Raw genomic sequence first — 24,013 nt, 5'->3', positions numbered from 1 at the left:
TTAATTGCAAAAAATAGCGCTATAGATTGGTTTTTACTGTTAGCGACCTAGCTGTGTAAGCTATAATGCGCTAATAAATTTATAGAGTTAATTTGCTCATTTTGGAGAAACACACATTGCAGTTTACTGATCTTGGGATTGATACACGCCTTGAAACACAATTAGCACATCAAGGGATCACCCAGCCCACCGATATTCAAGCGCATGCAGTGCCTACCGCACTTGCAGGGCATGACATTTTCGCTCAGTCTAAAACTGGGTCGGGCAAAACCTTGGCGTTTTTATTACCTGCTGTACAAAGGGTTATGAAACAAAAAGCACTCAGCAAACGCGATCCTCGTGTACTTATTGTTGCTCCTACGCGTGAGCTTGCTACGCAAGTATTTACTCAGCTGCGTTTATTAATTGCTGGCACAGCTATTAAGGCAGTTAAAATACTTGGCGGCGAAAACTTTAATGACCAAATAAAAGCACTTAGAAACGACCCACAATTCGTAGTTGCTACACCTGGGCGTTTAGCTGATCACATTACAAAACGCTCATTGCAATTGAGTGGACTAGAGCTGCTTATTTTTGATGAAGCCGATCGTATTTTAGATTTAGGCTTTACCGAGCAGTTAAAAATGATTAACGAGCAAGCTAATCACCGTTTACGTCAAACGTTATTGTTTTCTGCAACACTTGACCATGCACAAGTAGATGCACTATCACGTAACCTATTAAAAAAACCAAAGCAAATTACGCTAAGTGCAGCAAATGAGCAACATAGCGATATTAAACAAACGTTATACCTTGCCGATCACCTTGATCATAAAGAAGCGCTATTAGAGCACTTTTTAAATCAAGATGATGTTGGTCAATGTATTATCTTCACAGCAACGCGTTCTGACACGAGCCGTTTGAGTGAAGCGCTTAATGCTAAAGGCTTCAAATCTGTAGCGCTTGCTGGTGATTTAACGCAAAACAAACGTTTAGATATCATGGATTCGTTTAGTCGCGAAAACTTTAAAATATTGATCACCACCGACGTTGCATCTCGTGGTTTAGATTTGTTGAGCGTAACGCACGTTATTAACTTTGATTTACCAAAACACGCTGAAGAATATGTACACCGCATAGGTCGTACAGGACGTGCTGGCTTTAAAGGAAATGCAATTTCATTAGTTGGCCCAAAAGATTGGGCAAGTTATTTAGCTATTAAAGCATTTTTAAATGACGAATTAAAATTTGCGAGCATAGAGAGCTTAAAAGCTAAGTTTAAAGGTTTAAAAGAGAAAAAACCTGAGGCAGCGTGGGACAAATCTAAAGAAAAAGCCGCCGCTGTTAAAAAGCCTGCATTTAAACGCAAAGCTAAACCTAAAAAGCCTACAGCACCAATTAAAGCACCGATGAACATTGATGGCGATACACCAATGCGCCGTAAAAAAAAGCCTGAGCAGGAATAATTATGAGTTACCTAGGAACCACACAAACATTATTTGTAAAAGAAGTGAGTAACGAAGGTGCTTACTTAGACGGCCATGATTTAGGTGAAGTATTTTTACCAAAACAAGAAATAAAACATGAGCTTGAAGCGGGCGATAGTATTAGTGTATTTATCTTTTTAGACAATGCTAATTTAGCCACAGCAACAATAAAGAAACCACATGCTCAAGTTGGCGAGTATGCCCTACTACGCGTTAAAGAAATAAATAGTATTGGGGCATTTTTAGATTGGGGCCTTGAGAAAGATGTGCTTGCACCTTTTAATGAACAAAAGCCACGCATGCAAGAAGGCCATTCTTATTTAGTACGTCTGTACCTTGATAATGCAAGCCAACGTATTTGTGCCTCAAACAACTTTAATCGTTTCCTATCAAAAGATGAGCCGCAATATACTCACTTACAAGAAGTGGATTTAATTGTTGCTGGCAAAACAGATATTGGCTACAAGGTATTAATTGAAGAGTCGCACTTCGGTGTTGTTTTTTACAATATGGTATTTAAAAGCTTATTTGTGGGTCAAAAGCTTAAAGGCTATATTCAAAAAGTACGTGACGACGGAAAAATTGATGTTGTACTAGAAAAGCCAGGTATGGGAAAAGTAAGTGACCTTGGTGAAACTATTATGCAAAAGCTTAAAAACGAAGGCGGTGTTATTCCACTTGGTGATAAGTCTGATCCTGAAGCAATAAAAAAGATGTTTTCTACAAGTAAGGCTAATTATAAAAAAGCAATTGGTGGCTTATTTAAACAAGAGTTAATAGATATTGAAGCGAAATCCATTCGCTTAAGATCTTAATTATAATTGGCTGTAATTACTAATATTACCTGTTTGTAATTAACCTAAAATATATTTATAAGGCAATGTACATTGCGTATATTGCCTTGAATAATCAAGCACTTCAACTTCCGACTCAAGATTGAGCGGTGCCAAACGAAAAACCTTTTTTTCACATTCTGTTTTTTTATCATCAAGCTTTGATATACATTCACTAACGCTTACATGCTGAGATATGAGTGTATCTTCATTTTTGTAACACAGATGATGAGCATAATCTTGCATTGTTTTTTTAAAATCAAACATATCGACTGGGTACGTTGGAATTGTATCTGTAACGGTTGTTACACCATCGTATGCTTTATTAGAAAAAACGTACTTATTTACTGAAAAACCCGCAATAACAATTATTATAGAACCAAAAAATAACTTCAAAACAAACCCCTACTACATTTTGATTTTATTAATGTAACATAAAACTCACATAAGGTAAGGGGTTTTAGCACTATATGACTGCTTATTGTTAAATTAAGCTATAGAGTTATTAACATCACTAAGCACTTTTACAGGATTATCTGCTTGAGTAATCGGTCTGCCTATAACTAAATAGTCACTTCCTGAATCTATAGCTTGCTTAGGAGTCATTATACGCTTTTGATCACCCGCATCACTCCCTTCAGGGCGTATACCAGGCGTAACAAGCTTAAAGCTATCACCTAACTCTGTTTTTAAAGCTTTTGCTTCTTGTGCAGAGCACACAACACCATCAAGCCCAGCTTCCTTTGCAAGCTTAGCTAAATAGATAACTTGCTCTTGAGCTGATTTATCAACACCTAAACGCTTAAGCTCTGTTTCATCCATACTTGTTAATACAGTAACAGCGATAAGTAATGGCGCTTTGTCACCAAATTGCTCTAGAGCCGATTTAGCTTTGCTCATCATTTCAAAGCCACCAGAAGCATGAACGTTTACCATCCACACCCCCATTTTAGCAGCTGCAGTAACCGCTTTAGCTACTGTATTAGGAATATCATGAAACTTTAAATCTAAGAAAACATCAAAACCTAAATCAATTAACTCTTTAACAAATGCAGGTCCAAAATAGGTAAACATTTCTTTGCCGACCTTGAGACGGCAAGTATCAGGAGAAAGTTGTTTAACAAAGTTTAAAGCAACTTCTTGATCATCGTAATCTAATGCAATAAGAATTTTTTTTGAGTGTTCGAAAGACATAACTATCCTAGTGAATGGCAGTAAAGTTATTAATTATGGGGTTATTAAAATCCGTCTAAGCCTCGACTTGGAACAATGGTTTCCCAATGCTTACAAGAAGGGCAGTTCCAATATATGGTGTAGCTTGTAAAACCACAATGCTGGCATTGAAAATCTGGTTTTGTAGCAATATAAGAGGTTACAAGCTTATCAATTTCATCAAGTACTTCTTTAGTATTTTTATTTTGGTCACCCATTAATTGCAGTAAAAAACTAAAACCACGAATAGTAGGTTGACGTTTTAAGCTATCAGTTAAAAATTCAAAGGCTTGCTTGGTGTGACCTTGCTCAAGTAATGCTTGGCAATGCTTTATTTTAATTAACACTCCGCCCTTCTCTAACAAGTCACTGACTAACTCGTGAAATTGATGCGTCAAATTCAATTGTTTATAACTGTGTGCAAGCTCATCAATAAATAACGGAGCAAACAAGGTAAATTGAGAGACAAGTTCACGCCAGTAATAAATAGCTTTAACGTAATCTTCTTTTGCGTAAGCAACTAACCCTAACTCGTAAAGCGGACGCACGGCTTTATAATTTAAGCTAATCGCTTTTCTCATTAGTTGGGGTGTATTGTCACTTAAAGCTGACTCACAATAAAAATTAGCAATTGCTTTAAATTGCTGTTCTTTTGAAAATAGTTCGCTATGGGCTTCAAACATGTTGATGCCTTTTTCCCACTCACGGGTTTGCGAATATAAAGTGATAATAGGGTCCAGCGCTTCTACATGTCCTGCTTTAACTAACCAAACTAAGTGCTCTTCCGCACTATCTAGTAGTCCAGCCATTATATAATCTTCGGCTAGTTCTAAACGGCTAGTTGCAGCTTGTTGTTCATTTAAGCTTGGGTGTTTTAATAGAAGTTCATGAATTTTTATTGCGCGGTCTAATTCACCTCTACGGCGAAACATGGTGGCAAGTGTAGAATAGTGTTCAACCGAGTCGGCTGAAACTTCAAGTAAGTTGATTAAATGCTCTAAGCCTTGATCTTCTTCTCTATCGAGTAGAAATTTTAAGCCTTTACTATATTCAGAAGTGATCTGACGATTAAGTTGATGAGCTTGGTTTTTAGCACTGTTTTTACCCATAATCCAACCGTAACCAGCGGCAACAGGTAATAGTAAAAACAAAAGCTCAATCATAATTAGGTGTCTTTATTCGCGGCAAGCTTTTTTTTATCTTTTTCAGGCGCTAATTGCTTTTTTAAGCGGTAGTTTTGCCACTTTAATTGCGAAAACAATTTAAAGCTAATAAAACAACCAATCAAAACACCTAATAAAAAGCAGATACTTATTATTACAGCTAAAGGTAGTGTATTACTGGCTATAATGTAATTTACTTGTACTAACTGTGGGTTTTGTGACCCTAATACAAATGCACTTATAAGGCATAGTGCAACCAGAATAATTTTTAATACCTTGAACAAGTAACTACTCCACTAAGTTAACTAGGCAATGCTTTCATTCACGCGGTCGCGTAATTCTTTGCCTGGTTTAAAATGAGGTACATGCTTTCCTTCAAGCTCAACTGTATCGCCAGTCTTAGGATTACGACCTGTGCGAGGAGCGCGGAAATGCAAAGAGAAACTACCAAAACCTCTGATCTCAATACGATCTGAAGTAGATAATGAGCCGGCCATTTGTTCAAGAATTTCTTTTACAGCATTCTCAACATCTTTCACTGGAACGTGTGCGTGTTGTTCCGCAAGTATTTCTATCAATTCTGACTTAGTCATAGCGTTTCCTTAAAAAGAGATATAGGAAGGGCAAAAAATGCCCTTCCAACTAAAAACTAATTATATATTAGTCTTTTTGTGCATTTGCGAAAGCAGCTGCCATTGCGTTTTCAAACACTGGCTCTTCTTTCTTAAGCTTCTCTAGTACTTCTTTCTCTTCTGCTTCGAAAAGAGCTTTTACAGATAAGCTTAAAGTGCGGTTCTTACGATCAACACCAACGTATTTAACTTCAATCTCGTCGCCTACAGAAACAACAGTAGTTGCATCTTCAACGCGCTCTTGAGCGATATCAGCTACACGGATGTAACCTTCAACGCCTTCGATAAGTTCAACAGTTGCGCCTTTCGCATCAACTTCAGTCACTTTACCTTTAACAATAGCACCTTTTTTGTTTGCATCAAGGTAGTTATTGAATGGGTCAGCTTCGATTTGCTTAACACCTAGAGAGATACGTTCACGCTCTGGGTCAACTTGCAATACGATAGCAGTGATTTCGTCGCCTTTCTTGAATTCACGTACAGCTTCTTCGCCAGGTGTATTCCAAGAAATGTCTGAAAGGTGTACAAGACCGTCAATACCACCGTCAAGACCGATAAAGATACCGAAGTCAGTGATTGATTTGATCTTACCAGTAACTTGATCGCCTTTGTTTTGTAGACGAGCAAATTCCTGCCAAGGATTAGCAATACATTGCTTAAGACCAAGAGAAATACGACGACGTTCTTCGTCAATTTCTAAAACCATAACTTCAACAGTGTCGCCAAGGCTTACAACTTTTGAAGGATGGATGTTCTTGTTAGTCCAATCCATTTCAGAAACGTGTACTAAACCTTCAACGCCTTCTTCGATTTCCACGAAACAGCCGTAATCTGTAAGGTTAGTAACACGACCAGAAAGTTTAGAACCTTCTGGGTAACGACCAGCGATAGCTGCCCATGGATCTTCACCAAGCTGTTTAAGGCCTAGAGAAACACGAGTTTTATCTTTGTCGAATTTTAGAACTTTAACTGCGATTTCGTCGCCAACATTAACGATTTCTGAAGGGTGCTTAACACGCTTCCAAGCCATATCAGTAATGTGTAGTAGACCATCAACACCACCAAGGTCAACGAATGCACCGTAGTCAGTAAGGTTCTTAACGATACCTTTAACTTCTTGGCCTTCAACAAGGTTAGCAAGAAGCTCTTCACGTTCTTGTGAGTTTTCAGATTCGATAACTGCACGACGTGAAACAACAACGTTGTTACGTTTTTGGTCAAGCTTGATTACTTTAAATTCAAGTTCTTTGCCTTCAAGGTGAGTTGTGTCACGTACTGGACGAACATCAACAAGTGAACCAGGTAGGAAAGCACGGATTGAATCAACTTCAACTGTGAAACCGCCTTTAACTTTACCGTTGATAACACCAGTAACAGTCTCTTGCTCTTCACATGCTTTCTCAAGACGGATCCATGCTTCGTGACGCTTAGCTTTCTCACGAGAAAGGATAGTTTCACCGAAACCGTCTTCAATTGCATCTAGTGCAACATCTACTTCGTCGCCTACAGCAACTTCTAGTTCACCAGCAGCATTTTTGAACTGCTCTGCAGGGATAGCACTTTCTGATTTAAGACCAGCATCTACAAGTACAATGTTATTCTCGATAGAGATTACTGTACCTTTAACGATAGAGCCTTGCTCTGCTTCAAAACCCTTTAAGCTTTCTTCAAATAACTGCGCAAAATTTTCTGACATACGAATATACGTCTCATATATTAATACCAATAAGCAACCATGCTGCATGGGGTTGTTAAAATAGCACTGGCATCCTGCTGGCGCATAAAATGTGTTTAGCTTCGTTTAGGAAGCTTACCTTCAGAGATAGCAATATCCAATAAAGTTATTACCTTATCAAACACTTGCTGTGCATTAAGATCGCTAGTATCGATCTCAATAGCATCCTCTGCAGGTACAAGCGGAGCAACGGCACGATTCATATCGCGCTCGTCACGAGCTTGAATGTCCTGTAATAGACCACTTAGTGTAACATCAAGGCCGCGCGTATTCAACTCAACAAAGCGTCTACGAGCACGCTCTTGTGCACTTGCTGTTAAATATATTTTTAACGGCGCATCTTGAAAAACCACAGTGCCCATATCACGGCCATCGGCAATTAAGCCATTTTCAGTGCGAAATGCACGCTGGCGACGTAATAACGCTTCACGAACGCGAGGTAATGCTGCAACTTTTGAAGCCGCAGCGCCTACTTCTTCATTACGAATAGTAGTGGTGACATCTTCGCCTTCTAAAATAACTTTTCCTGCATTAGTTTGGCTATCTACCAAAAACTGCACATCTAAATTTGCAGCAAGCGGGACAAGCCCTTCTTCATTGTCTAATGCAATTTGGTGATGAAGTGCAGCTAAAGATAAAACACGATAAATCGCACCGCTATCTAATACATCCCACCCTAACTTGTCGGCTAACAAGCGACAAACAGTTCCTTTACCTGAACCACTTGGGCCATCAACGGTGATCACGGGCATTAATAACGCCTGCATTTAAAACCTCCTGCAATGCACACCTAAATAAACCGCGACATTATACGTCAGTTATTAAAATATATCTGCTATTAGTGTGTAACTTTTGTAATTACTTCTAATTAGCTTATTCACTGACTGACGCTAAAACATTGAAAAATGTAGGAAATGTTTTATAGGTACACTTTGGATCATTAATTGTTATTGGCTTTCCACCAACGGCAACCATTGCAAAACACATGGCTATACGGTGATCGTCGTAAGTATCAACAGCAACATCATTAAATGTTTCAGGTGGGGTGATCTCTATAAAATCTTCACCTTCTACAACCTGTGCGCCTACTTTACGAAGCTCAGTTGCCATTGCATATAAACGGTCTGTCTCTTTTACTCGCCAGTTATAAATGTTACGAATGGCTGTTGGGCCTTTGGCAAAAAGAGCAACAGTTGCAAGAGTCATGGCTGCATCAGGAATTGCATTGGCGTCAATATCCACGCCTTTTAATTCGCCTTTGCGAACAACTAAACGTTCATCATACCAATCAATTTTTGCGCCTACTTGCTCCATTACTTTGGCAAAGCCTATATCACCTTGAACCGATTTAGCGCCAACGCCCTTAATTTCAATCTCACCGCCTGCAATTGCAGCCGCAGCAACAAAGTAAGAAGCAGAAGATGCATCGCCTTCAACCATTATGCGATCTAATGATTGATATTGTTGACCACCTTTAACTTTAAAAGTTGCATAATCACTGTGCTCAACATTAACCCCAAAACGTGCCATTACATCAAGTGTAATATCAATATAAGGTTTAGAGACTAAAGTACCTTTAATAGTTATTGTTGTATCACCGTTAAATAATGGCGCTGCCATTAATAGAGCGGTTAAAAATTGACTTGAAATACTGCCGTCAATTTCAACTTCACCGCCTTTTATTTGGCCACCCACAATTTTAAGTGGTGGGTAGTCTTTGTGCTTTGTATAAGTAACATCACCACCCAATGCTTGCAGCGCGTCAACCAAGTGCCCTATTGGGCGCTCTTCCATACGTGGCTCGCCTATTAGCTCGTACTCACCAGCAACGGCAGCAAGTACTGCCGTTAAAGGTCTATAAGCAGTACCCGCATTACCTAAAAACAATGGCTCAGTCGGTGTATTAAACACACCACTAACACCCTCTACGGTGGCTACAGTGCGTTCATCATTTAAAGTTACATTTACACCTAATAACTTTAAGGCGCCCAGCATATGGCGTATATCGTCACTATCAAGTAAGTTTTCTACAACGGTAGTACCGCTTGCAAGTGCTGCTAATAATAAAATTCTGTTCGATAGACTCTTTGAACCTGGTAGGGTTACTGTGCCATTTACTCTAGAAATAGGTTCTAAACGAAGCTGCTCCATTAGCTGTGCTCCTTTGCAAAAGCAGCCATAAAGTCTACAAGTGCTTGAACACCTTCAATAGGCATTGCGTTATAAATACTTGCGCGCATACCGCCCACAATTCTGTGGCCTTCAAGAGCAAGTAACCCTGCATCTTTAGACTGAGCAACAAACTTATCATTTAAGCTTTCATCATTAAGCCAAAACGGAACATTCATACGTGAACGGCAATGTTTAGCTACTTTATTGGTATAAAAGCTCGATTCATCAATAAAGTCATAAAGTAGCTGCGCTTTAGCAATATTTTGAACTTCCATCGCTTTTACGCCACCATTACTTTCAAGCCATTGAAATACTTCAGCAGCTAAATACCAAGCAAATGTAGGAGGCGTGTTAAACATGCTGCCTTGTTTTGCTTCTAATGCGTAATCTAAAATGCCTGGCTTAGGTAAGCCTTCACGCTCAAGTAATGTTTTACGAACAATAACGATTGATATGCCCGACGGGCCGATATTTTTTTGCGCACCAGCGTAAATTAAATCAAATTTATTAACGTCTATCTCGCGTGATAAAATAGTTGACGACATATCAGCAACGATCGGTGCAGTTGGGTGGCTTGGTACATCAAAAATTTCTAAGCCGTCAACCGTTTCGTTAGGGCAATAGTGAATGTAAGATGCATCTTCTGGTAACACCCAATCAGCAACCTGTTTAATAGAAAACTCGCCATTGTCATCATTACGCACATCAATAGAGGTTGCTTGAGTAAACTTGTTGGCCTCGTCTGTTGCACTTTTTGACCACACGCCGTTTTCGCAATAAACCGCAACTTTGCCTTCTTGGTGTAAATTTAATGGCACAGCACTAAACTGACCACGACCACCGCCATGCATAAACAGCACTTCAAATTCATCACTGATATTCATTAGACGACGAAGGCTGGCTTCACATTTAGCTGTAAGGGCTAAAAACTCTTTGCTACGATGGCTTATTTCCATCACAGACACACCTAAATCTTGCCAATCTAGAAACTCTTTTTGTGCTTTTTTCATAACCGCTTGCGGAAGCATAGCTGGCCCCGCACAAAAATTATATTTACTCATTACCTTTGCCTCATTCCAGTAATTTAACTACTAAGCATGAACGCTCAATACCCACCCACTAAACCTTTGAATTTTAGTGAGTGAATATAACTTCACACCCTATTAATTTTTTTCAACAACATTAAAAAAAGCGGCCAAGGCCGCTTTTTCAATATCAATTATTCTGAAGGAGGATTATCATCCGCTACTTCATCAATAACCGTATCTACAGTTTCAACGTCTTCAATATCAATCAAGTCACTTTCTGTAACTTCAATCTCTTCTATACGTTGTAAACCAACTACTTGCTCTTCGTCAATAGTTCTGATCAAAATAACACCTTGGGTGTTACGTCCAACCGTAGAAACTTCATTAACGCGAGTACGTACTAAGGTACCACGATTTGAAATAATCATAATTTCGTCGTTATCATCAACTTGTACAGCACCAACAACAGCACCGTTACGCTCACTCACCTTGATAGATACAACACCCTGTGTTGCACGGCTCTTAGATGGGTAATCTTCTAGTTGTGTACGCTTACCGTAACCATTTTCAGTTACCGTTAAAATAGCACCGTCAGTTTTTGGTACAATTAACGATACTACGCGTTGATCATCGGCCATTTTAATACCACGAACACCTGTAGCAGTACGACCCATTGGGCGAACACCTTTGAAACGAATCTCAGGGTTACCTTCTTCGTCTAATACTGGGTTACCGTTTTCATCAACAACTGTTGTTTCTTCAGCTTCTTTAAAGCGTACAACTTTACCTGCATCAGTGAACAACATAATTTCGTTGCTACCATCGGTAATATCAACCCCAATCAGGCTATCGCCATCATTTAAGTTAACAGCAATAATACCGCTTGCACGTTGACGACTGTAAGCCGTTAATGGTGTTTTCTTAACTGTACCAAATGCTGTTGCCATAAAGATGTATTTATCTTCTGCGTACTCGCGTACTGGCAATATAGCAGTAATACGTTCATCAGCTTCAAGTGGTAACAAGTTAACAATTGGCTTACCGCGCGCTGCACGACTCGCTAGTGGTAACTGATACACTTTAAGCCAATATAAACGACCGGCCGTAGAGAAACACAATATAGTATCGTGTGTATTTGCAACTAATAGACGCTCGATGAAATCTTCATCTTTCATCTTCGTTGCTGACTTACCTTTACCACCACGACGCTGTGCTTCGTAATCAGACAATGCCTGATACTTCACATAACCTTCGTGAGAAAGCGTTACTACTACGTTTTCTTCAGTAATTAAGTCTTCAAGGCTGATATCGTGAGCAGCTGCATTAATTTCAGTGCGACGCTCATCACCATATTGCTCTTTAATTTCAACTAGCTCGTCACGTATAACTTCCATTAAACGCTCAGGAGTTGCCAAAATATAAAGTAGTTCAGCAATTAGTTCTAATAACGCTTGGTATTCGGTCAGGATTTTTTCGTGTTCAAGGCCTGTTAGCTTATGTAAACGCAAATCAAGAATTGCTTGAGCTTGTTGCTCAGAGATATAATATTGACCATCGCGAATACCAAGTTCGCTTGCTAACCAATCTGGACGAGCAACATTGTCTTCACCTGCTTTTTCAAGCATACCTTGTACATTACCTAATTCCCACGGACGCGCTGTTAAAGCAATTTTAGCTTCAGCAGGTGTAGGGGATTTACGAATAAGTTCAATAATTGGGTCAATGTTTGCAAGCGCAATCGCTAAGCCTTCAAGCGTGTGTGCACGGTCACGGGCTTTACGTAAATCAAATACTGTACGACGAGTTACTACTTCACGACGGTGAATAATAAACTCTTCTAACATTTCTTTTAAATTGAAACATTTAGGTTGGTTATTAATTAGCGCAACCATATTCATACCAAACACAGTTTGTAACTGAGTTTGTGAATACAAGTTGTTTAAAATAACTTCGCCTACGTCACCACGTTTAATTTCAATAACGATACGCATACCGTCTTTATCTGATTCATCACGTAGCGCACTAATACCTTCAATTTTCTTATCTTTAACCAGCTCAGCAATTTTTTCAATTAAACGAGCTTTATTAACTTGATAAGGAATTTCGTGAACGATGATTGTTTCACGGCCTGTTTTTTCATCGGTTTCGATGTCGGCGCGTGCACGCATGTACACTTTACCACGGCCAGTTAAGTAGGCTTGTTCAATACCCTTCTTACCGTTGATAATTGCAGCCGTTGGGAAATCAGGACCAGGGATATAATCCATTAACTCTAAAATAGTTAAATCTGGATTTTGAATAAGTGCCAAACAACCATTTACAACTTCAGTTAAGTTATGTGGTGGTATATTTGTAGCCATACCTACTGCAATACCTGATGAACCATTCACTAATAAATTAGGAACTTTCGTTGGTAAAACATCAGGGATGAACTCAGTGCCATCGTAGTTAGGAACGAAATCAACCGTTTCTTTTTCAAGATCGGCTAATAACTCATGCGACATTTTAGCCATACGTACTTCTGTATAACGCATTGCCGCTGCTGAATCACCATCAACCGAACCGAAGTTACCTTGGCCATCTACTAGCATATAACGCAGTGAGAATGGCTGAGCCATACGAACTATCGTGTCATAAACTGCACTGTCGCCGTGTGGGTGGTATTTACCGATTACGTCACCGACCACACGGGCCGATTTTTTGTAAGGCTTGTTCCAGTCATTACTAAGCTCGTTCATTGCAAACAAAACGCGGCGATGAACAGGTTTTAAGCCGTCACGTACGTCTGGTAATGCACGTCCTACAATTACGCTCATTGCGTAATCTAAGTAGGAGTTTTTTAACTCGTCTTCAATATTGACTGGCAGAATTTCATTGGCGAGATCAGTCATTTGATATCACATTCCTTCAGTATCAGCTCTCAACAACCCGGTATTGGGTATTAAGAGTATTGTTATTATTTCTAACAGCCATGCTATCACAATTAATTTTAATTTACAGGCGCAAAACTTTGCGATTTATCAATTTAGCCCTATATAATGGCCTCAGATTGACGAGGAAGTATTTTATGACCGAACATCAAAATGTAGATCACGCAGAAATAGCAAAATTTGAAGCCATCGCCGAGCGTTGGTGGGACCTAGACGGAGAATTCAAACCTCTTCACGAAATTAACCCGTTACGTTTAGACTTTATAGCAAACAAAACGCAAGGCTTATTCGATAAAGAAACACTCGATGTTGGCTGTGGTGGCGGTATTTTAAGCCAAAGCATGGCGCGCATGGGCGCAAAAGTAACTGGCATCGACATGGGGCAAGAGCCTTTAACTGTTGCTAAGTTGCACAGTTTAGAAACTGGCGTAAATGTAGATTACATAAAAGTGCCAGCAGAAGAGTTTGCATCGCAACACCCAGAGCGCTTTGATGTAATAACCTGTATGGAAATGCTTGAGCACGTTCCCGACCCAGCATCTATCATTCATGCCGTAGCTGCACTTGCCAAACCAGGCGCAGACGTGTTTTTTTCAACCCTAAACAAAACACCTAAGGCATATTTATACGCCATTGTTGGCGCTGAAAAGCTTTTAAAAATGGTCCCTGAAGGTACACACGACCATAAAAAGTTTATAAAACCTGCGCAGCTTATTGCATGGGCAGAGCAAGCGGGTTTAAAAGTTCGTGCAAGTACAGGCCTTTCTTATAATCCACTATCAAAGCAATATACGCTCAATAGTGACGTTAGCGTAAATTACATACTGTACTTTGAGAAGTTAGCTTAATGGCTAACTCTCAAGCCCCCCTCTCCCTTATTGAGTACGATGCATTTTTATTTGATCTAGACGGCACTCTACTCGACACCGCTGATGATTTAGGTGCGGCTTTAAATGCAGTTCTCATTAATAATAAAATAGAGCCTGTTAGTAGTGATGTATACCGCCCTGCGGCATCTAACGGCGCAGGCGCATTATTAGAGACTGGTTTTAAAGAGTTATGGGACACACAACCTCAAAGCGAACTTATTAAGCAATTAGTTGACGAATACGCTGCAAACATAGCAAATCACACGCATTGCTTCAGCGGTGTTGAATCGTTGCTTATTGCCCTTGATCAGAAAAAGATCAAATGGGGGATCATGACTAACAAACCGGGGTTTTTAACTGATCCTTTAGTGGCAGCAATTCCCGCATTGAAAAATGCTAGTGTAGTAATAAGTGGCGACACCTTAGCTGAAGCTAAGCCATCCCCTTTACCGCTGCTATACTGTGCAAAGCTTATGGGAGTGCAACCAAAACGCTGTTTGTACATTGGTGATGCACAGCGAGACATACAAGCAGGCAAAGCCGCAGGTATGCGCACAGCAACGGCACTTTGGGGCTACATACCAAGTATTGATGAAGCCAACAGCTGGAATGCTGATTTTAACTGGCAAAGCCCAATTGATGGTTTTAACCATATATAGTGCCATGTTAATTAATAAACACTATATATTGTGATTGTGTTAGTTTTTACGCAAAGCTTGCTGATAAAAAAAGCAGTCAAAATTTATTTTTAAAATGCGTAAATTTAGCAGATCATTAGTTGATTTTTGCATATTTCAACTTAAATGATTGTTCGAAGGTGAGTGTCTACTAACACAAATACGTTATCCCGAAGTTATCCACAAATAGGGGCAATTATGTCCCTTGCAAAACAACTCAGACCACACTATCTTGTGATCTCTAAATTGAACAACACCAGATATTGTGGCCAAATGTTATTCAATTAAATTCGCAAATATGGCGAAACTTATAATAAATGAGTATATACCTTGCCCCGGCGAGGTATAAAGCATTGGTCAAAATACATAATTCCCAAGGAATACAGGCAAATGAACCAACAGTTATCTGTAAGCAAACGTGACGGGCGTAAAGAGCCTCTTGATCTGGATAAGATCCATCGCGTTATTGAGTGGGCCGCCGAAGGTTTAAACAACGTTTCGGTTTCGCAAGTTGAATTAAAGTCGCACATTCAGTTTTACGACGGTATTCGTACTAAAGACATTCACGAAACCATCATTAAAGCAGCAGCGGATCAGATTTCAAAAGAATCGCCTGATTACCAATACTTAGCTGCACGTTTAGCTGTATTCCATTTACGTAAAAAAGCGTACGGTCAATTTGAGCCACCACGTTTATTTGACCACGTAACAAAAATGGTTGGCGATAAACGCTACGATGCTCATTTACTAGTAGATTACACAGAGCAAGAGTTAGATGAGCTTGATGCATACCTTGATCATTCTCGCGATCTTAACTTTAGCTACGCTGCTGTAAAGCAACTTGAAGGTAAGTATCTCGTTCAAAACCGTGTATCGGGTGAAATATACGAAAGTGCACAGTTTTTATATATTTTAGTTGCGGCAAGCTTATTTTCAGATTACCCACGTGAAACACGTACTGATTACATTAAACGTTTTTACGATGCAGTATCTTTATTTAAAATATCTCTACCAACGCCAATTATGTCGGGTGTACGTACGCCTACTCGCCAGTTTAGCTCGTGTGTATTGATTGAATGTGGCGACAGCCTTGATTCAATCAATGCAACGTCGTCAGCTATTGTTAAATACGTTTCACAACGTGCGGGAATTGGTATTAATGCAGGTAGAATACGTGCGCTAGGTAGCCATATTCGTAACGGCGAAGCGTATCACACAGGTTGTATCCCTTTTTATAAGCACTTTCAAACAGCGGTTAAAAGTTGTTCACAAGGTGGTGTACGTGGCGGCGCAGCAACATTATTCTACCCGCTTTGGCATTTAGAAGTAGAGAACCTACTTGTACTTAAAAATAACCGTGGTGTAGATGACAACCGCGTTCGTCACCTAGATTACGGCGTACAGTTTAATAAATTAATGTACTCTCGTTTAATTAAAGATGATTACATTACATTATTTAGCCCATCAGATGTACCTGGCCTTTATGATGCATTTTTTGAAGACCAAGCTGAGTTTGACGCACTTTACGTTAAATATGAACAAGACGAATCTATTCGTAAAAAACGCATTAAAGCCATTGAGCTTTTCTCTATGTTTGCGCAAGAGCGTGCAAGTACTGGTCGTATTTATTTACAAAATGTGGATCACTGTAATACACACAGCCCATTTATTTCTAAAGTTGCGCCAATTCGCCAATCTAACTTATGTTTAGAAATTGCATTGCCAACTAAGCCACTTAATAACGTGAATGACGAAGAAGGCGAAATTGCCCTTTGTACACTTTCTGCGTTTAACCTAGGTGCAATAGAGTCACTTGATGAGCTTGAAGAGCTAGCTGAACTTGCAGTACGCGCACTTGATAACTTACTTGATTTCCAAGACTACCCTGTACCGGCTGCTAAAAATGCAACTATGGGTCGTCGTACACTAGGAATAGGCGTAATTAACTACGCATACTACCTAGCTAAAAACGGTAAGCGTTATTCTGATGGCAGTGCTAATGCATTAACACATAAAACCTTTGAAGCTATTCAATATTACTTAATGAAAGCATCAAACGAGCTTGCTAAAGAGCGTGGCGCATGTCCTAAGTTTAACGAGACAACGTATTCACAAGGTATTATGCCAACAGATACGTATAAACGTGATTTAGATAAAATTTGTGATGAGCCACTTCATCTTGATTGGGATACACTACGTGCAAGTATTAAAGAGCACGGTATGCGTAACTCAACACTAAGTGCGTTAATGCCATCAGAAACATCGTCGCAAATCTCTAACGCAACTAACGGTATTGAGCCACCACGTGGGCATATTAGCGTTAAAGCAAGTAAAGACGGTATTTTAAAACAAGTTGTTCCTGAGTATGAGCGTTTAAAAGATCAGTACGAGCTACTATGGGACATTCCATCAAACGATGGTTATTTACAGCTTGTTGGCATAATGCAAAAATTTGTTGACCAAACAATTTCTGCAAATACAAATTATGATCCAAACAAGTTCGAAGGCGGTAAAGTACCTATGCAAGTCTTGTTAAAAGACTTACTAAGCGCGTACAAACTAGGTGTTAAAACCTTGTATTACCACAATACTCGCGATGGCGCCTCAGATTCACAAGAAGATGCTCCAGAAGTGGAAGATGACGATTGTGAAGGCGGCGCGTGTAAAATTTAACTGCTGATTTTTATTTTAAGCGGGCATTTAGCCCGCTTTTTCTGATAGTTTTTTGAGTGATAAACATGTCTTATACTACTTTTAGCCGAAACCATAATAACCAAATGCAAGAGCCAATGTTTTTTGGCCAAACTGTAAACGTATCTCGTTACGACCAACAAAAATACCCAATTTTTGAAAAGTTAATTGAAAAGCAACTGTCTTTCTTTTGGCGTCCTGAGGAAGTAGATGTAAGTAAAGACCGTTTAGACTTTCAAGCATTACCAGATCACGAAAAGCATATATTTTTAAGCAACTTAAAATACCAAACACTGCTTGATAGTGTACAAGGTCGTTCGCCAAACGTGGCTCTACTTCCAATTGTATCGCTACCAGAGCTTGAAACATGGATAGAAACGTGGGCGTTCAGTGAAACAATTCACAGCCGCTCATACACGCATATTATCCGTAACGTAACACAAGCACCTGAGCTTATTTTTGATGACATTGTTAGCAACGATAAAATTAGCGAACGTGCTGATGCCGTAACTAAATACTACGATGACTTAATTAACTCTGTATCGCTTTACAACTTATACGGTGAAGGCAAACACGAGATTAACGGTAAAACAGTTATCATTAATTTATTTGAGCTTAAAAAGAAACTTTACCTGGCTATGATGTCGGTAAATATTCTTGAAGCGATTCGCTTTTACGTAAGCTTTGCATGTTCGTTTGCATTTGCTGAGCGCGAGCTAATGGAAGGTAACGCTAAAATCATCAAGCTAATTGCACGCGATGAAGCACTTCACCTTTCTGGTACTCAGCATATTTTAAACATCATGCAAGACGGTAAGGACGACCCAGAAATGGCGATTGTTGCTGCCCAGTGCCGCGACGAAGCAATTAAAATGTTTGTTGATGCTGCAGAGCAAGAAAAAGAGTGGGCCGAATACTTATTTAAAGATGGTTCGATGATTGGCTTAAATAAACATATTTTATGTCAGTACGTTGAATACATTACCAATGCACGTATGACTGCGATTGGTTTGCCAGCACAGTTTGAAAACAACAGTAACCCTATCCCGTGGATAAACTCGTGGTTAGTGTCTGATAACGTGCAAGTAGCACCACAAGAAGCAGAAATAAGCTCATACCTTGTTGGTCAAATTGACTCTCAAGTTGATGCATCAGAATTTGGTGATTTTGATTTATAATGAGTGACAAGTCTACTGCAAGCATAACGCTTGCAGAAAACAGCCAGTGTATAGAATTTATCGCTGGCTGCCCTTCTCTTCTACACTGCTTAGAATCCATGAAAATAGACGTCGCATTCCAATGCCGTGAAGGTTATTGCGGCGCTTGTAGAGCAACTTTAGTGTCAGGCAGTGTTGAGTATAACGAAGAGCCACTTGCGTTTGTACGCGAAGGCGAAATACTGTTGTGCTGCTGTAAACCCAATGGCAATGTAAGTATTGATCTGAAATAAAAATCAATACTTACATCTATCGTTTATTAAACTTATCAATAGTGTGGAACGAACCGGTAATGTCCGGTAATTTTATAATCAAAAAGCATATCGCTTTTGTGCGGACCACGCCCTATATTATGCACAATAAGTGGGTTACCCGTATCTTGAGATAACTCATTAATCACCATACCTATATGAGGTAAATTACCTGGTAACATCCACGTTACTATATCGCCGGTTTTATAATCACTCACTTTGTTGGATTTACTCAATACGTTTGCATGGCGCTCAAAGTAAGCTTGTAAATTTGGAACACGTCGATGATCTATATTTTTATCAGGCTTAGTTAAGCCCCAAATACGTTTAGATGGATACAGCGCAAAGTTTTTTTGCATGTCTTCATGCACGAGTTTCTGTAAATCAACACCTAACTTTCTATAACTTCTAATTATTACATCGGTGCACACACCTATATTTTTAGGTACATCCCCACCAGGGTAGCCAATAGAGCGATAAGCGCCGTCGTAAGTCACATCATGAGTTGTACGCTCAAGCAGAGCTGAAACAATATCTTCTTCAAACGATGCTGCATTACTATTTATACACGCTAAAGTAAGTAGACACCCAATAATTCTGTACATATAAACTCCTTTAAACCTAAAATTGAGTTACAGCGTTTGGGCTACGTGCCTAAGAACGTCTATTTTATTGCCTTTACTTGCAAATTGCGTATCCAGCGCATATGCCATTTTTTCAAGCGGAGCGTCGTTGTATCCTACATGTTGGATTTCGCTAATGTAACGCATCATAAACGCGTCTGGACCAAGTTTAAGCCACTGCGCTACATGCACAAGCTCATGAAAATGAACCCTCAAATCTTTTGCAACCTCAGGAAGTAGATAATAGGTATTTTTATACGTTATACCCGCCGCGTCCATATCGACAAAATCACCTAGGCCCATTTCTCGCAGACCCGCAAAGTCTGGCTTTGGTATTTGGTCTACAACAACGTAATACGCGTTTTTTAAAAACTCGGTAGGATAAAACCCATCAAATTCATTGCTGAATTTATCACAACACACTTTTTGACTATTGTATTTTAAATTTGTAGCGTCAATCCAACTTTCTATTTGTTCTAGCAAAGCTTATCTCCTAAAGTACAAATGCAACACACCATGTGTAAACCTTAATCTAATATTGTAGTAAATTTTTTAACTAGCACTTTTACTATTAACACCTCGCAACTAGCTAAGAAAATAGAACGCATTAAAAACTAAACAAAAAGCGCTTAATCAAAATTATCATATAAGCATAACCGGTCTATAAACAGTAAAAACCTTTTTTATACTTTTTAAAGTGTTATTATTTGTAACTAAAATAGTAACACTTAAAATCATGTATAATTTTACTAATATACTCTTTCGTATGAAAATAATGCGTTTCAGTCCCATTGTCTTACTGGTCATATTAAGTAATACAGTAAATGCTGAAAATATAAAACCGTTCACATCAGATGGCTGTAGTGCTTTTCCGGATGGCACCACAAAGGATAAAAAGTTGTGGCTTGCATGTTGTAAAGCGCACGACTACGCCTACTGGCAAGGTGGCACTTATTGGCAACGTTTAGAAGCAGATAAAGCCTTGCAACAGTGTGTTATTGAAGCCGGCGAAACGAGTATAGCGAACCTTATGCTTGTTGGAGTTCGATTTGGTGGCAGTCCTTATATACCATCGACTTTCAGATGGGGCTATGGTTGGCCCTATCCTAGGTTATATCAAGCATTAACAGCTGATGAAATTAAGCAAATTGCTGCTTTAAAAACGGTATCAACTCAAACCAATTAACACATTGTGAAAAACTGGGTTGTGCAAATAATATCAAAAGGAATTGAATCACTATGCTTATACTGCTAAGTATCATTTTAACTTTGTTTCCAACGGTAATATCTTATTTTGTTTCACGTAATTATGCTAAAAAGGCTAAAGCAACTAATAAAGGTGCTTACATCAGAGCTGTGCTTTGGTCTAGTGTTTTCTCGTGGACACTATTTGCTGCTGTTGGGCACGGTGCAATCATCTTCCCTTTACCTTCAACATTTGCGGTCGTGTTATATGTGTTTTCATATGACGAACGTGGTATCTATTTTCATCCTCACATCTTTTTAAGCCCAACGATTCCAATAGCCGTTTATTTAATAAGCTATTTCAAATACAAAAAAGCGGCCAATAAAGAGCTAACGCCCTAGCCCACTGTTGGCTCATCAGTATCTTGTAAGTCCTGCTGTACACTTCTTTGCTGTGAAACTACAACGTTATTATCTGAATATAAATGTGTAAATAACAGGTCTAGTAAATTAATAAAGCGTCATTACCAAAAATAACGAGTTTACCTATGCCCCTAGATATACAAAAAAGCCTTAAAGTAAAACCTGCTCACATCGTCTCATTTATTGTGTTTTTATTAGTTTCAATATCTACGTTTACCGCTCAAGTATATGCCGCTGATGCTGTATGGCCTTCAAAAACCACTTACAAATATGCAAATGTAAACGGTAAAAAGATATTTTACCGAGAAGCTGGCGCGCAGCATAAGCAAACCATTGTACTTTTACATGGGTATCCGTCGTCTTCACACAGCTACCGAGAATTGATCCCACTCTTATCAGGTCGTTATCATGTGATTGCACCTGATTATTTAGGCTCTGGTTATAGCGCACGCCCAAACCCAGAAACTCAAAAATATACTTTTGAATTACTAGCTCAATACGTTGAAGTGTTACTAACAACACTTAAAGTAAAGCGCTACAGCCTTTATATACAAGACTTTGGAGCTCCTGTGGGCTTTAGAATGTTGTTAAATAACCCAAATAAACTTGATGCACTTATTGTACAAAATGGTAATGCGTATTTAGAGGGGTTAACCCTACCGAGGCAAGCGTTTTTTAAAGCCGCGAATGAGGACAAATCACAAGCGCAGAGTGATAAAATTTATTCGTTCACGTCTAATAAAGCCATTATTAATAAGCAATATTTACGAGACGTACAAAGTAACCCAGAAGTAATGAGCCCTGATAGCTGGACGCACGATCTTCACTTTTTACAAACTAAATCCGATAGAGTAATTCAAGTACAATTGCTACAAGATTACTACAATAACCTTCTCGACTACCCTAAATGGCAAGCTTATTTACGCAAGTACCAACCAGCAACATTAATTGTATGGGGCAAAAACGACCCTGCGTTTATAGCCGCAGGCGCTAAAGCATATTTGAAAGATGTACCGAACGCTGAAATACATTTACTCGATTCAGGACACTTTAGTGTTGAAGAAAAACCAGTTGAGATTGCAAAGTACATTGTGAACTTTATGGATAAGCTATAAATAGCGGAAATAAAAAAACGCTGAGGGTATAAACCATCAGCGTTTCATTAAATTGTATTAACTTAAGCTAAATCCAAAGAAATAGTATTTAATATGGGTAACTGTCAGATCAAGTCTGAGCTAGTAAATTTTAAGTATTTAACCTTCTTCTTCAATAAGTGATTCTAGTAGATCGTGTATTTCAGCTTTAAGCTCTTTGTCTTCTATTTTATTAGCACTAACCTTAGCATTTTGAAGATTTTTAATAGCCTCGTCTTTTTGACCAAGTTCTAGCTGCAGTGTAGCCATTGAAAAAGAAACTGATGACATGTGATCTTTGTTATTAATCGCAACAGACTTTTCTAATGCTTTTTCATAAGTCGTGATTGCCTCTTCTAGCTCTTCGGTAAAATCAGCTAAAGTTTCCCATTGTACTGGGTGATCTTTTGAAGTGTTTTCGTTTTCAATACAAATCGCTTTTAATTGAGCAAATAAAGATTCAAATTTTTCTCGGTTATTTTTGTTAGCCGCCGCCATTAAATCTTCTGCTAGGTCATGTACCGCTTTATATATTTTTGTATTCATCATCACTGGTTATCCTTTAGTGCAGCTAAACTAATTTACTGACTCAATTTAGCTAAAATGTATCATTACAGTCATTATAAAATGTATTTAAACAACTGATTTATTTAATTTGGTGTATATCGTAATAATACATTAATAATGAACATCGCGTAGGCGTTAAACACACTGTAATTAAACTTTATCGCAATTACTCTTAGTAACCTCACACACTGAATAAACTTGCAACCCAATCCAACGTAAAGATAGTCGTAAACACTTTAAGTGCAATGACAACTATAAATAATAAGATGATTGCCGCTTTGGCTTTACTACTTTTGAGGTTGTTCCAATATAATAACTTTGCATTAAATTCTGTTTTTAACTTAGTAACAGCTTCTTTCATAATTACATCCTACTTAGGTATCCCGCTCAGCAACATTTAATAACTACACAGCTGCCCAAGCAGGTTTCATAATATTTTTCGCCACCTTAGAGTAAAGCATTAAATAAAGCCTGTACTATATAAAATGTAACAAGGGGTTTTAACTTAAGTTATTGTATCTAACTTTTTTACACACCCAAAAAGCAAACAATGGGGCAATTCAGTAGAGCGTTAATAATAAATTTGGTGCTACACTAATAGCTAACTTAAATGTGTTAACAGCCAACTAAATTAGCAAATTATGAAAGAGTGTAACCAGTGTGGTAAATGCTGTATTAAATATGGTGGCGGCGACTTAAGCGCAACGAAAGAAGAAATAGATTTATGGGAGCTCTTTAACCCCGAAATTTATGAGTACGTTAAAAACAACGAAATTTGGTTTGACCCAAAAACAGGCTTAAGACTTCAAGTGTGCCCATTTTTAGAAATTGCGCCTAAAAAGGAGCCTCTCGCTAAAAATATGTATACCTGCAGTATTTACCTTGACCGTCCAGAAGACTGTCGCCACTACCCTAGCCTTATTTCAGAGATGATCCGCGACGAATGCGAAATGATTGAATCTATAGATATAACAAACCAGACAAGAGCGCAGCATAAACTAGATTTGATAATGATAGATAGCCGCTCTTAAATACCTAGATAAACCTGCAGCGCTATGAGTCTCGCACTTAAATAAATAGGTATTTCTATTAACATACCTATTATTATAATTTTATAAAATTGGTTTAATCGTCATTTTTAGATCATTCATCGCAAAACACAAAGTTATACTATAACATTGTTGATTCACTGACTTTGCGGTGTTA

General features: G+C 38.8%; 25 protein-coding genes. 11 read left to right on the top strand and 14 right to left on the bottom strand.

Features of this window, described 5'->3' with window-relative positions; all coding sequences use genetic code 11:
- Positions 1-116 precede the first annotated feature (116 nt).
- Positions 117-1,445 (top strand): DEAD/DEAH box helicase, encoded by a 1,329-nt coding sequence (locus tag JG479_RS07490; RefSeq protein ID WP_182715358.1) that lies wholly within the window; start codon positions 117-119, stop codon positions 1,443-1,445.
- Between the two features lie 2 nt (positions 1,446-1,447).
- A complete protein-coding gene (locus JG479_RS07485) occupies positions 1,448-2,281 on the top strand; it encodes a CvfB family protein (protein WP_002961188.1) in 834 nt (277 codons plus the stop codon).
- Between the two features lie 39 nt (positions 2,282-2,320).
- Here the strand turns inward: JG479_RS07485 and JG479_RS07480 are convergent, their stop codons facing one another.
- The 10 genes from JG479_RS07480 to gyrA form a co-directional block, all read right to left on the bottom strand.
- Positions 2,321-2,695, bottom strand: coding sequence for a hypothetical protein (locus JG479_RS07480; protein ID WP_200220244.1), 375 nt, complete (start codon positions 2,693-2,695; stop codon positions 2,321-2,323).
- A 93-nt stretch (positions 2,696-2,788) separates the two neighbouring features.
- A complete protein-coding gene (gene pyrF / locus JG479_RS07475; protein ID WP_002961184.1) occupies positions 2,789-3,493 on the bottom strand; it encodes an orotidine-5'-phosphate decarboxylase in 705 nt (234 codons plus the stop codon).
- A gap of 44 nt (positions 3,494-3,537) precedes the next feature.
- Positions 3,538-4,674 (bottom strand): lipopolysaccharide assembly protein LapB, encoded by a 1,137-nt coding sequence (gene lapB, locus JG479_RS07470; RefSeq protein ID WP_039489778.1) that lies wholly within the window; start codon positions 4,672-4,674, stop codon positions 3,538-3,540.
- Positions 4,675-4,676: 2 nt separating this feature from the next.
- The gene (locus JG479_RS07465) at positions 4,677-4,958 is read right to left on the bottom strand and encodes a lipopolysaccharide assembly protein LapA domain-containing protein (protein ID WP_039489780.1); all 282 of its coding nucleotides are present in this window, start codon (positions 4,956-4,958) and stop codon (positions 4,677-4,679) included.
- Positions 4,959-4,979: 21 nt separating this feature from the next.
- On the bottom strand, positions 4,980-5,267 hold the full coding sequence (gene ihfB, locus JG479_RS07460; protein ID WP_002961178.1) for an integration host factor subunit beta: 288 nt from the start codon (positions 5,265-5,267) through the stop codon (positions 4,980-4,982).
- A 67-nt stretch (positions 5,268-5,334) separates the two neighbouring features.
- Positions 5,335-7,002, bottom strand: a complete 1,668-nt coding sequence (gene rpsA / locus JG479_RS07455) for a 30S ribosomal protein S1 (RefSeq protein ID WP_002961176.1) — start codon at positions 7,000-7,002, stop codon at positions 5,335-5,337.
- Positions 7,003-7,097: 95 nt separating this feature from the next.
- Positions 7,098-7,808, bottom strand: coding sequence for a (d)CMP kinase (gene cmk / locus JG479_RS07450; RefSeq protein WP_039489782.1), 711 nt, complete (start codon positions 7,806-7,808; stop codon positions 7,098-7,100).
- Between the two features lie 106 nt (positions 7,809-7,914).
- Positions 7,915-9,192, bottom strand: coding sequence for a 3-phosphoshikimate 1-carboxyvinyltransferase (gene aroA, locus JG479_RS07445; RefSeq protein ID WP_039489784.1), 1,278 nt, complete (start codon positions 9,190-9,192; stop codon positions 7,915-7,917).
- Positions 9,192-10,274, bottom strand: a complete 1,083-nt coding sequence (gene serC, locus JG479_RS07440) for a 3-phosphoserine/phosphohydroxythreonine transaminase (RefSeq protein WP_033021486.1) — start codon at positions 10,272-10,274, stop codon at positions 9,192-9,194. Before serC ends, aroA begins: the two co-directional genes overlap by 1 nt.
- 158 nt (positions 10,275-10,432) lie before the next feature.
- Positions 10,433-13,132 carry a DNA topoisomerase (ATP-hydrolyzing) subunit A gene (gene gyrA, locus JG479_RS07435; RefSeq protein ID WP_002961163.1) on the bottom strand — a complete coding sequence of 900 codons (2,700 nt, stop codon included), beginning with the start codon at positions 13,130-13,132 and terminating at the stop codon, positions 10,433-10,435.
- A 176-nt stretch (positions 13,133-13,308) separates the two neighbouring features.
- Here gyrA and ubiG point away from each other — a divergent pair, with 176 nt between their 5' ends.
- The 5 genes from ubiG to yfaE all read left to right on the top strand — a co-directional run bounded on the left by ubiG (position 13,309) and on the right by yfaE (position 18,858).
- Positions 13,309-14,019 carry a bifunctional 2-polyprenyl-6-hydroxyphenol methylase/3-demethylubiquinol 3-O-methyltransferase UbiG gene (ubiG, locus tag JG479_RS07430; RefSeq protein WP_002961162.1) on the top strand — a complete coding sequence of 237 codons (711 nt, stop codon included), beginning with the start codon at positions 13,309-13,311 and terminating at the stop codon, positions 14,017-14,019.
- Positions 14,019-14,699, top strand: a complete 681-nt coding sequence (locus JG479_RS07425) for an HAD family hydrolase (RefSeq protein WP_002961161.1) — start codon at positions 14,019-14,021, stop codon at positions 14,697-14,699. Before ubiG ends, JG479_RS07425 begins: the two co-directional genes overlap by 1 nt.
- A 408-nt stretch (positions 14,700-15,107) precedes the next feature.
- Positions 15,108-17,390, top strand: coding sequence for a class 1a ribonucleoside-diphosphate reductase subunit alpha (gene nrdA, locus JG479_RS07420; protein ID WP_002961160.1), 2,283 nt, complete (start codon positions 15,108-15,110; stop codon positions 17,388-17,390).
- A gap of 65 nt (positions 17,391-17,455) precedes the next feature.
- Complete coding sequence (gene nrdB, locus JG479_RS07415) at positions 17,456-18,586, top strand: class Ia ribonucleoside-diphosphate reductase subunit beta (protein ID WP_002961159.1); 1,131 nt, start codon at positions 17,456-17,458, stop codon at positions 18,584-18,586.
- Positions 18,586-18,858, top strand: a complete 273-nt coding sequence (yfaE, locus tag JG479_RS07410; RefSeq protein ID WP_039489790.1) for a class I ribonucleotide reductase maintenance protein YfaE — start codon at positions 18,586-18,588, stop codon at positions 18,856-18,858. The genes nrdB and yfaE overlap by 1 nt, the downstream gene beginning before the upstream one ends.
- Before the next feature lie 35 nt (positions 18,859-18,893).
- On the opposite strand, the gene JG479_RS07405 is transcribed toward yfaE, so the two are convergent.
- Together JG479_RS07405 and JG479_RS07400 are read right to left on the bottom strand one after the other, a co-directional pair.
- The gene (locus JG479_RS07405; RefSeq protein WP_200220243.1) at positions 18,894-19,481 is read right to left on the bottom strand and encodes a DUF1287 domain-containing protein; all 588 of its coding nucleotides are present in this window, start codon (positions 19,479-19,481) and stop codon (positions 18,894-18,896) included.
- A gap of 27 nt (positions 19,482-19,508) precedes the next feature.
- A complete protein-coding gene (locus JG479_RS07400; protein WP_200220242.1) occupies positions 19,509-19,982 on the bottom strand; it encodes a hypothetical protein in 474 nt (157 codons plus the stop codon).
- 292 nt (positions 19,983-20,274) lie between these two features.
- Between JG479_RS07400 and JG479_RS07395 the strand changes: the two genes are divergently transcribed.
- The 3 genes from JG479_RS07395 (at position 20,275) to JG479_RS07385 (ending at position 22,222) form a co-directional block, all read left to right on the top strand.
- A complete protein-coding gene (locus JG479_RS07395) occupies positions 20,275-20,685 on the top strand; it encodes a hypothetical protein (RefSeq protein WP_193226363.1) in 411 nt (136 codons plus the stop codon).
- Positions 20,686-20,738: 53 nt separating this feature from the next.
- Positions 20,739-21,086 (top strand): hypothetical protein, encoded by a 348-nt coding sequence (locus JG479_RS07390; protein ID WP_149602761.1) that lies wholly within the window; start codon positions 20,739-20,741, stop codon positions 21,084-21,086.
- A gap of 146 nt (positions 21,087-21,232) precedes the next feature.
- Positions 21,233-22,222: an alpha/beta fold hydrolase gene (locus tag JG479_RS07385; protein WP_200220241.1), complete on the top strand. Its 990-nt coding sequence runs from the start codon at positions 21,233-21,235 to the stop codon at positions 22,220-22,222.
- 138 nt (positions 22,223-22,360) lie between these two features.
- Here the strand turns inward: JG479_RS07385 and JG479_RS07380 are convergent, their stop codons facing one another.
- Entirely contained in the window at positions 22,361-22,789 is a 429-nt protein-coding gene (locus JG479_RS07380) for a hypothetical protein (RefSeq protein ID WP_002961147.1), read from the bottom strand.
- A 199-nt stretch (positions 22,790-22,988) separates the two neighbouring features.
- Positions 22,989-23,168 (bottom strand): hypothetical protein, encoded by a 180-nt coding sequence (locus tag JG479_RS07375; RefSeq protein WP_002961145.1) that lies wholly within the window; start codon positions 23,166-23,168, stop codon positions 22,989-22,991.
- 280 nt (positions 23,169-23,448) lie between these two features.
- Here JG479_RS07375 and JG479_RS07370 point away from each other — a divergent pair, with 280 nt between their 5' ends.
- Entirely contained in the window at positions 23,449-23,838 is a 390-nt protein-coding gene (locus tag JG479_RS07370; RefSeq protein WP_149602763.1) for a YkgJ family cysteine cluster protein, read from the top strand.
- The last annotated feature ends 175 nt before the right edge of the window (positions 23,839-24,013 follow it).

Source organism: Pseudoalteromonas sp. LC2018020214, assembly GCF_016598755.1.
GTDB classification, from domain to species: domain Bacteria; phylum Pseudomonadota; class Gammaproteobacteria; order Enterobacterales; family Alteromonadaceae; genus Pseudoalteromonas; species Pseudoalteromonas distincta.
The sequence above is the reverse complement of the archived record's forward strand: the minus strand, read 5'-3'. Positions and strand labels throughout refer to the sequence as shown.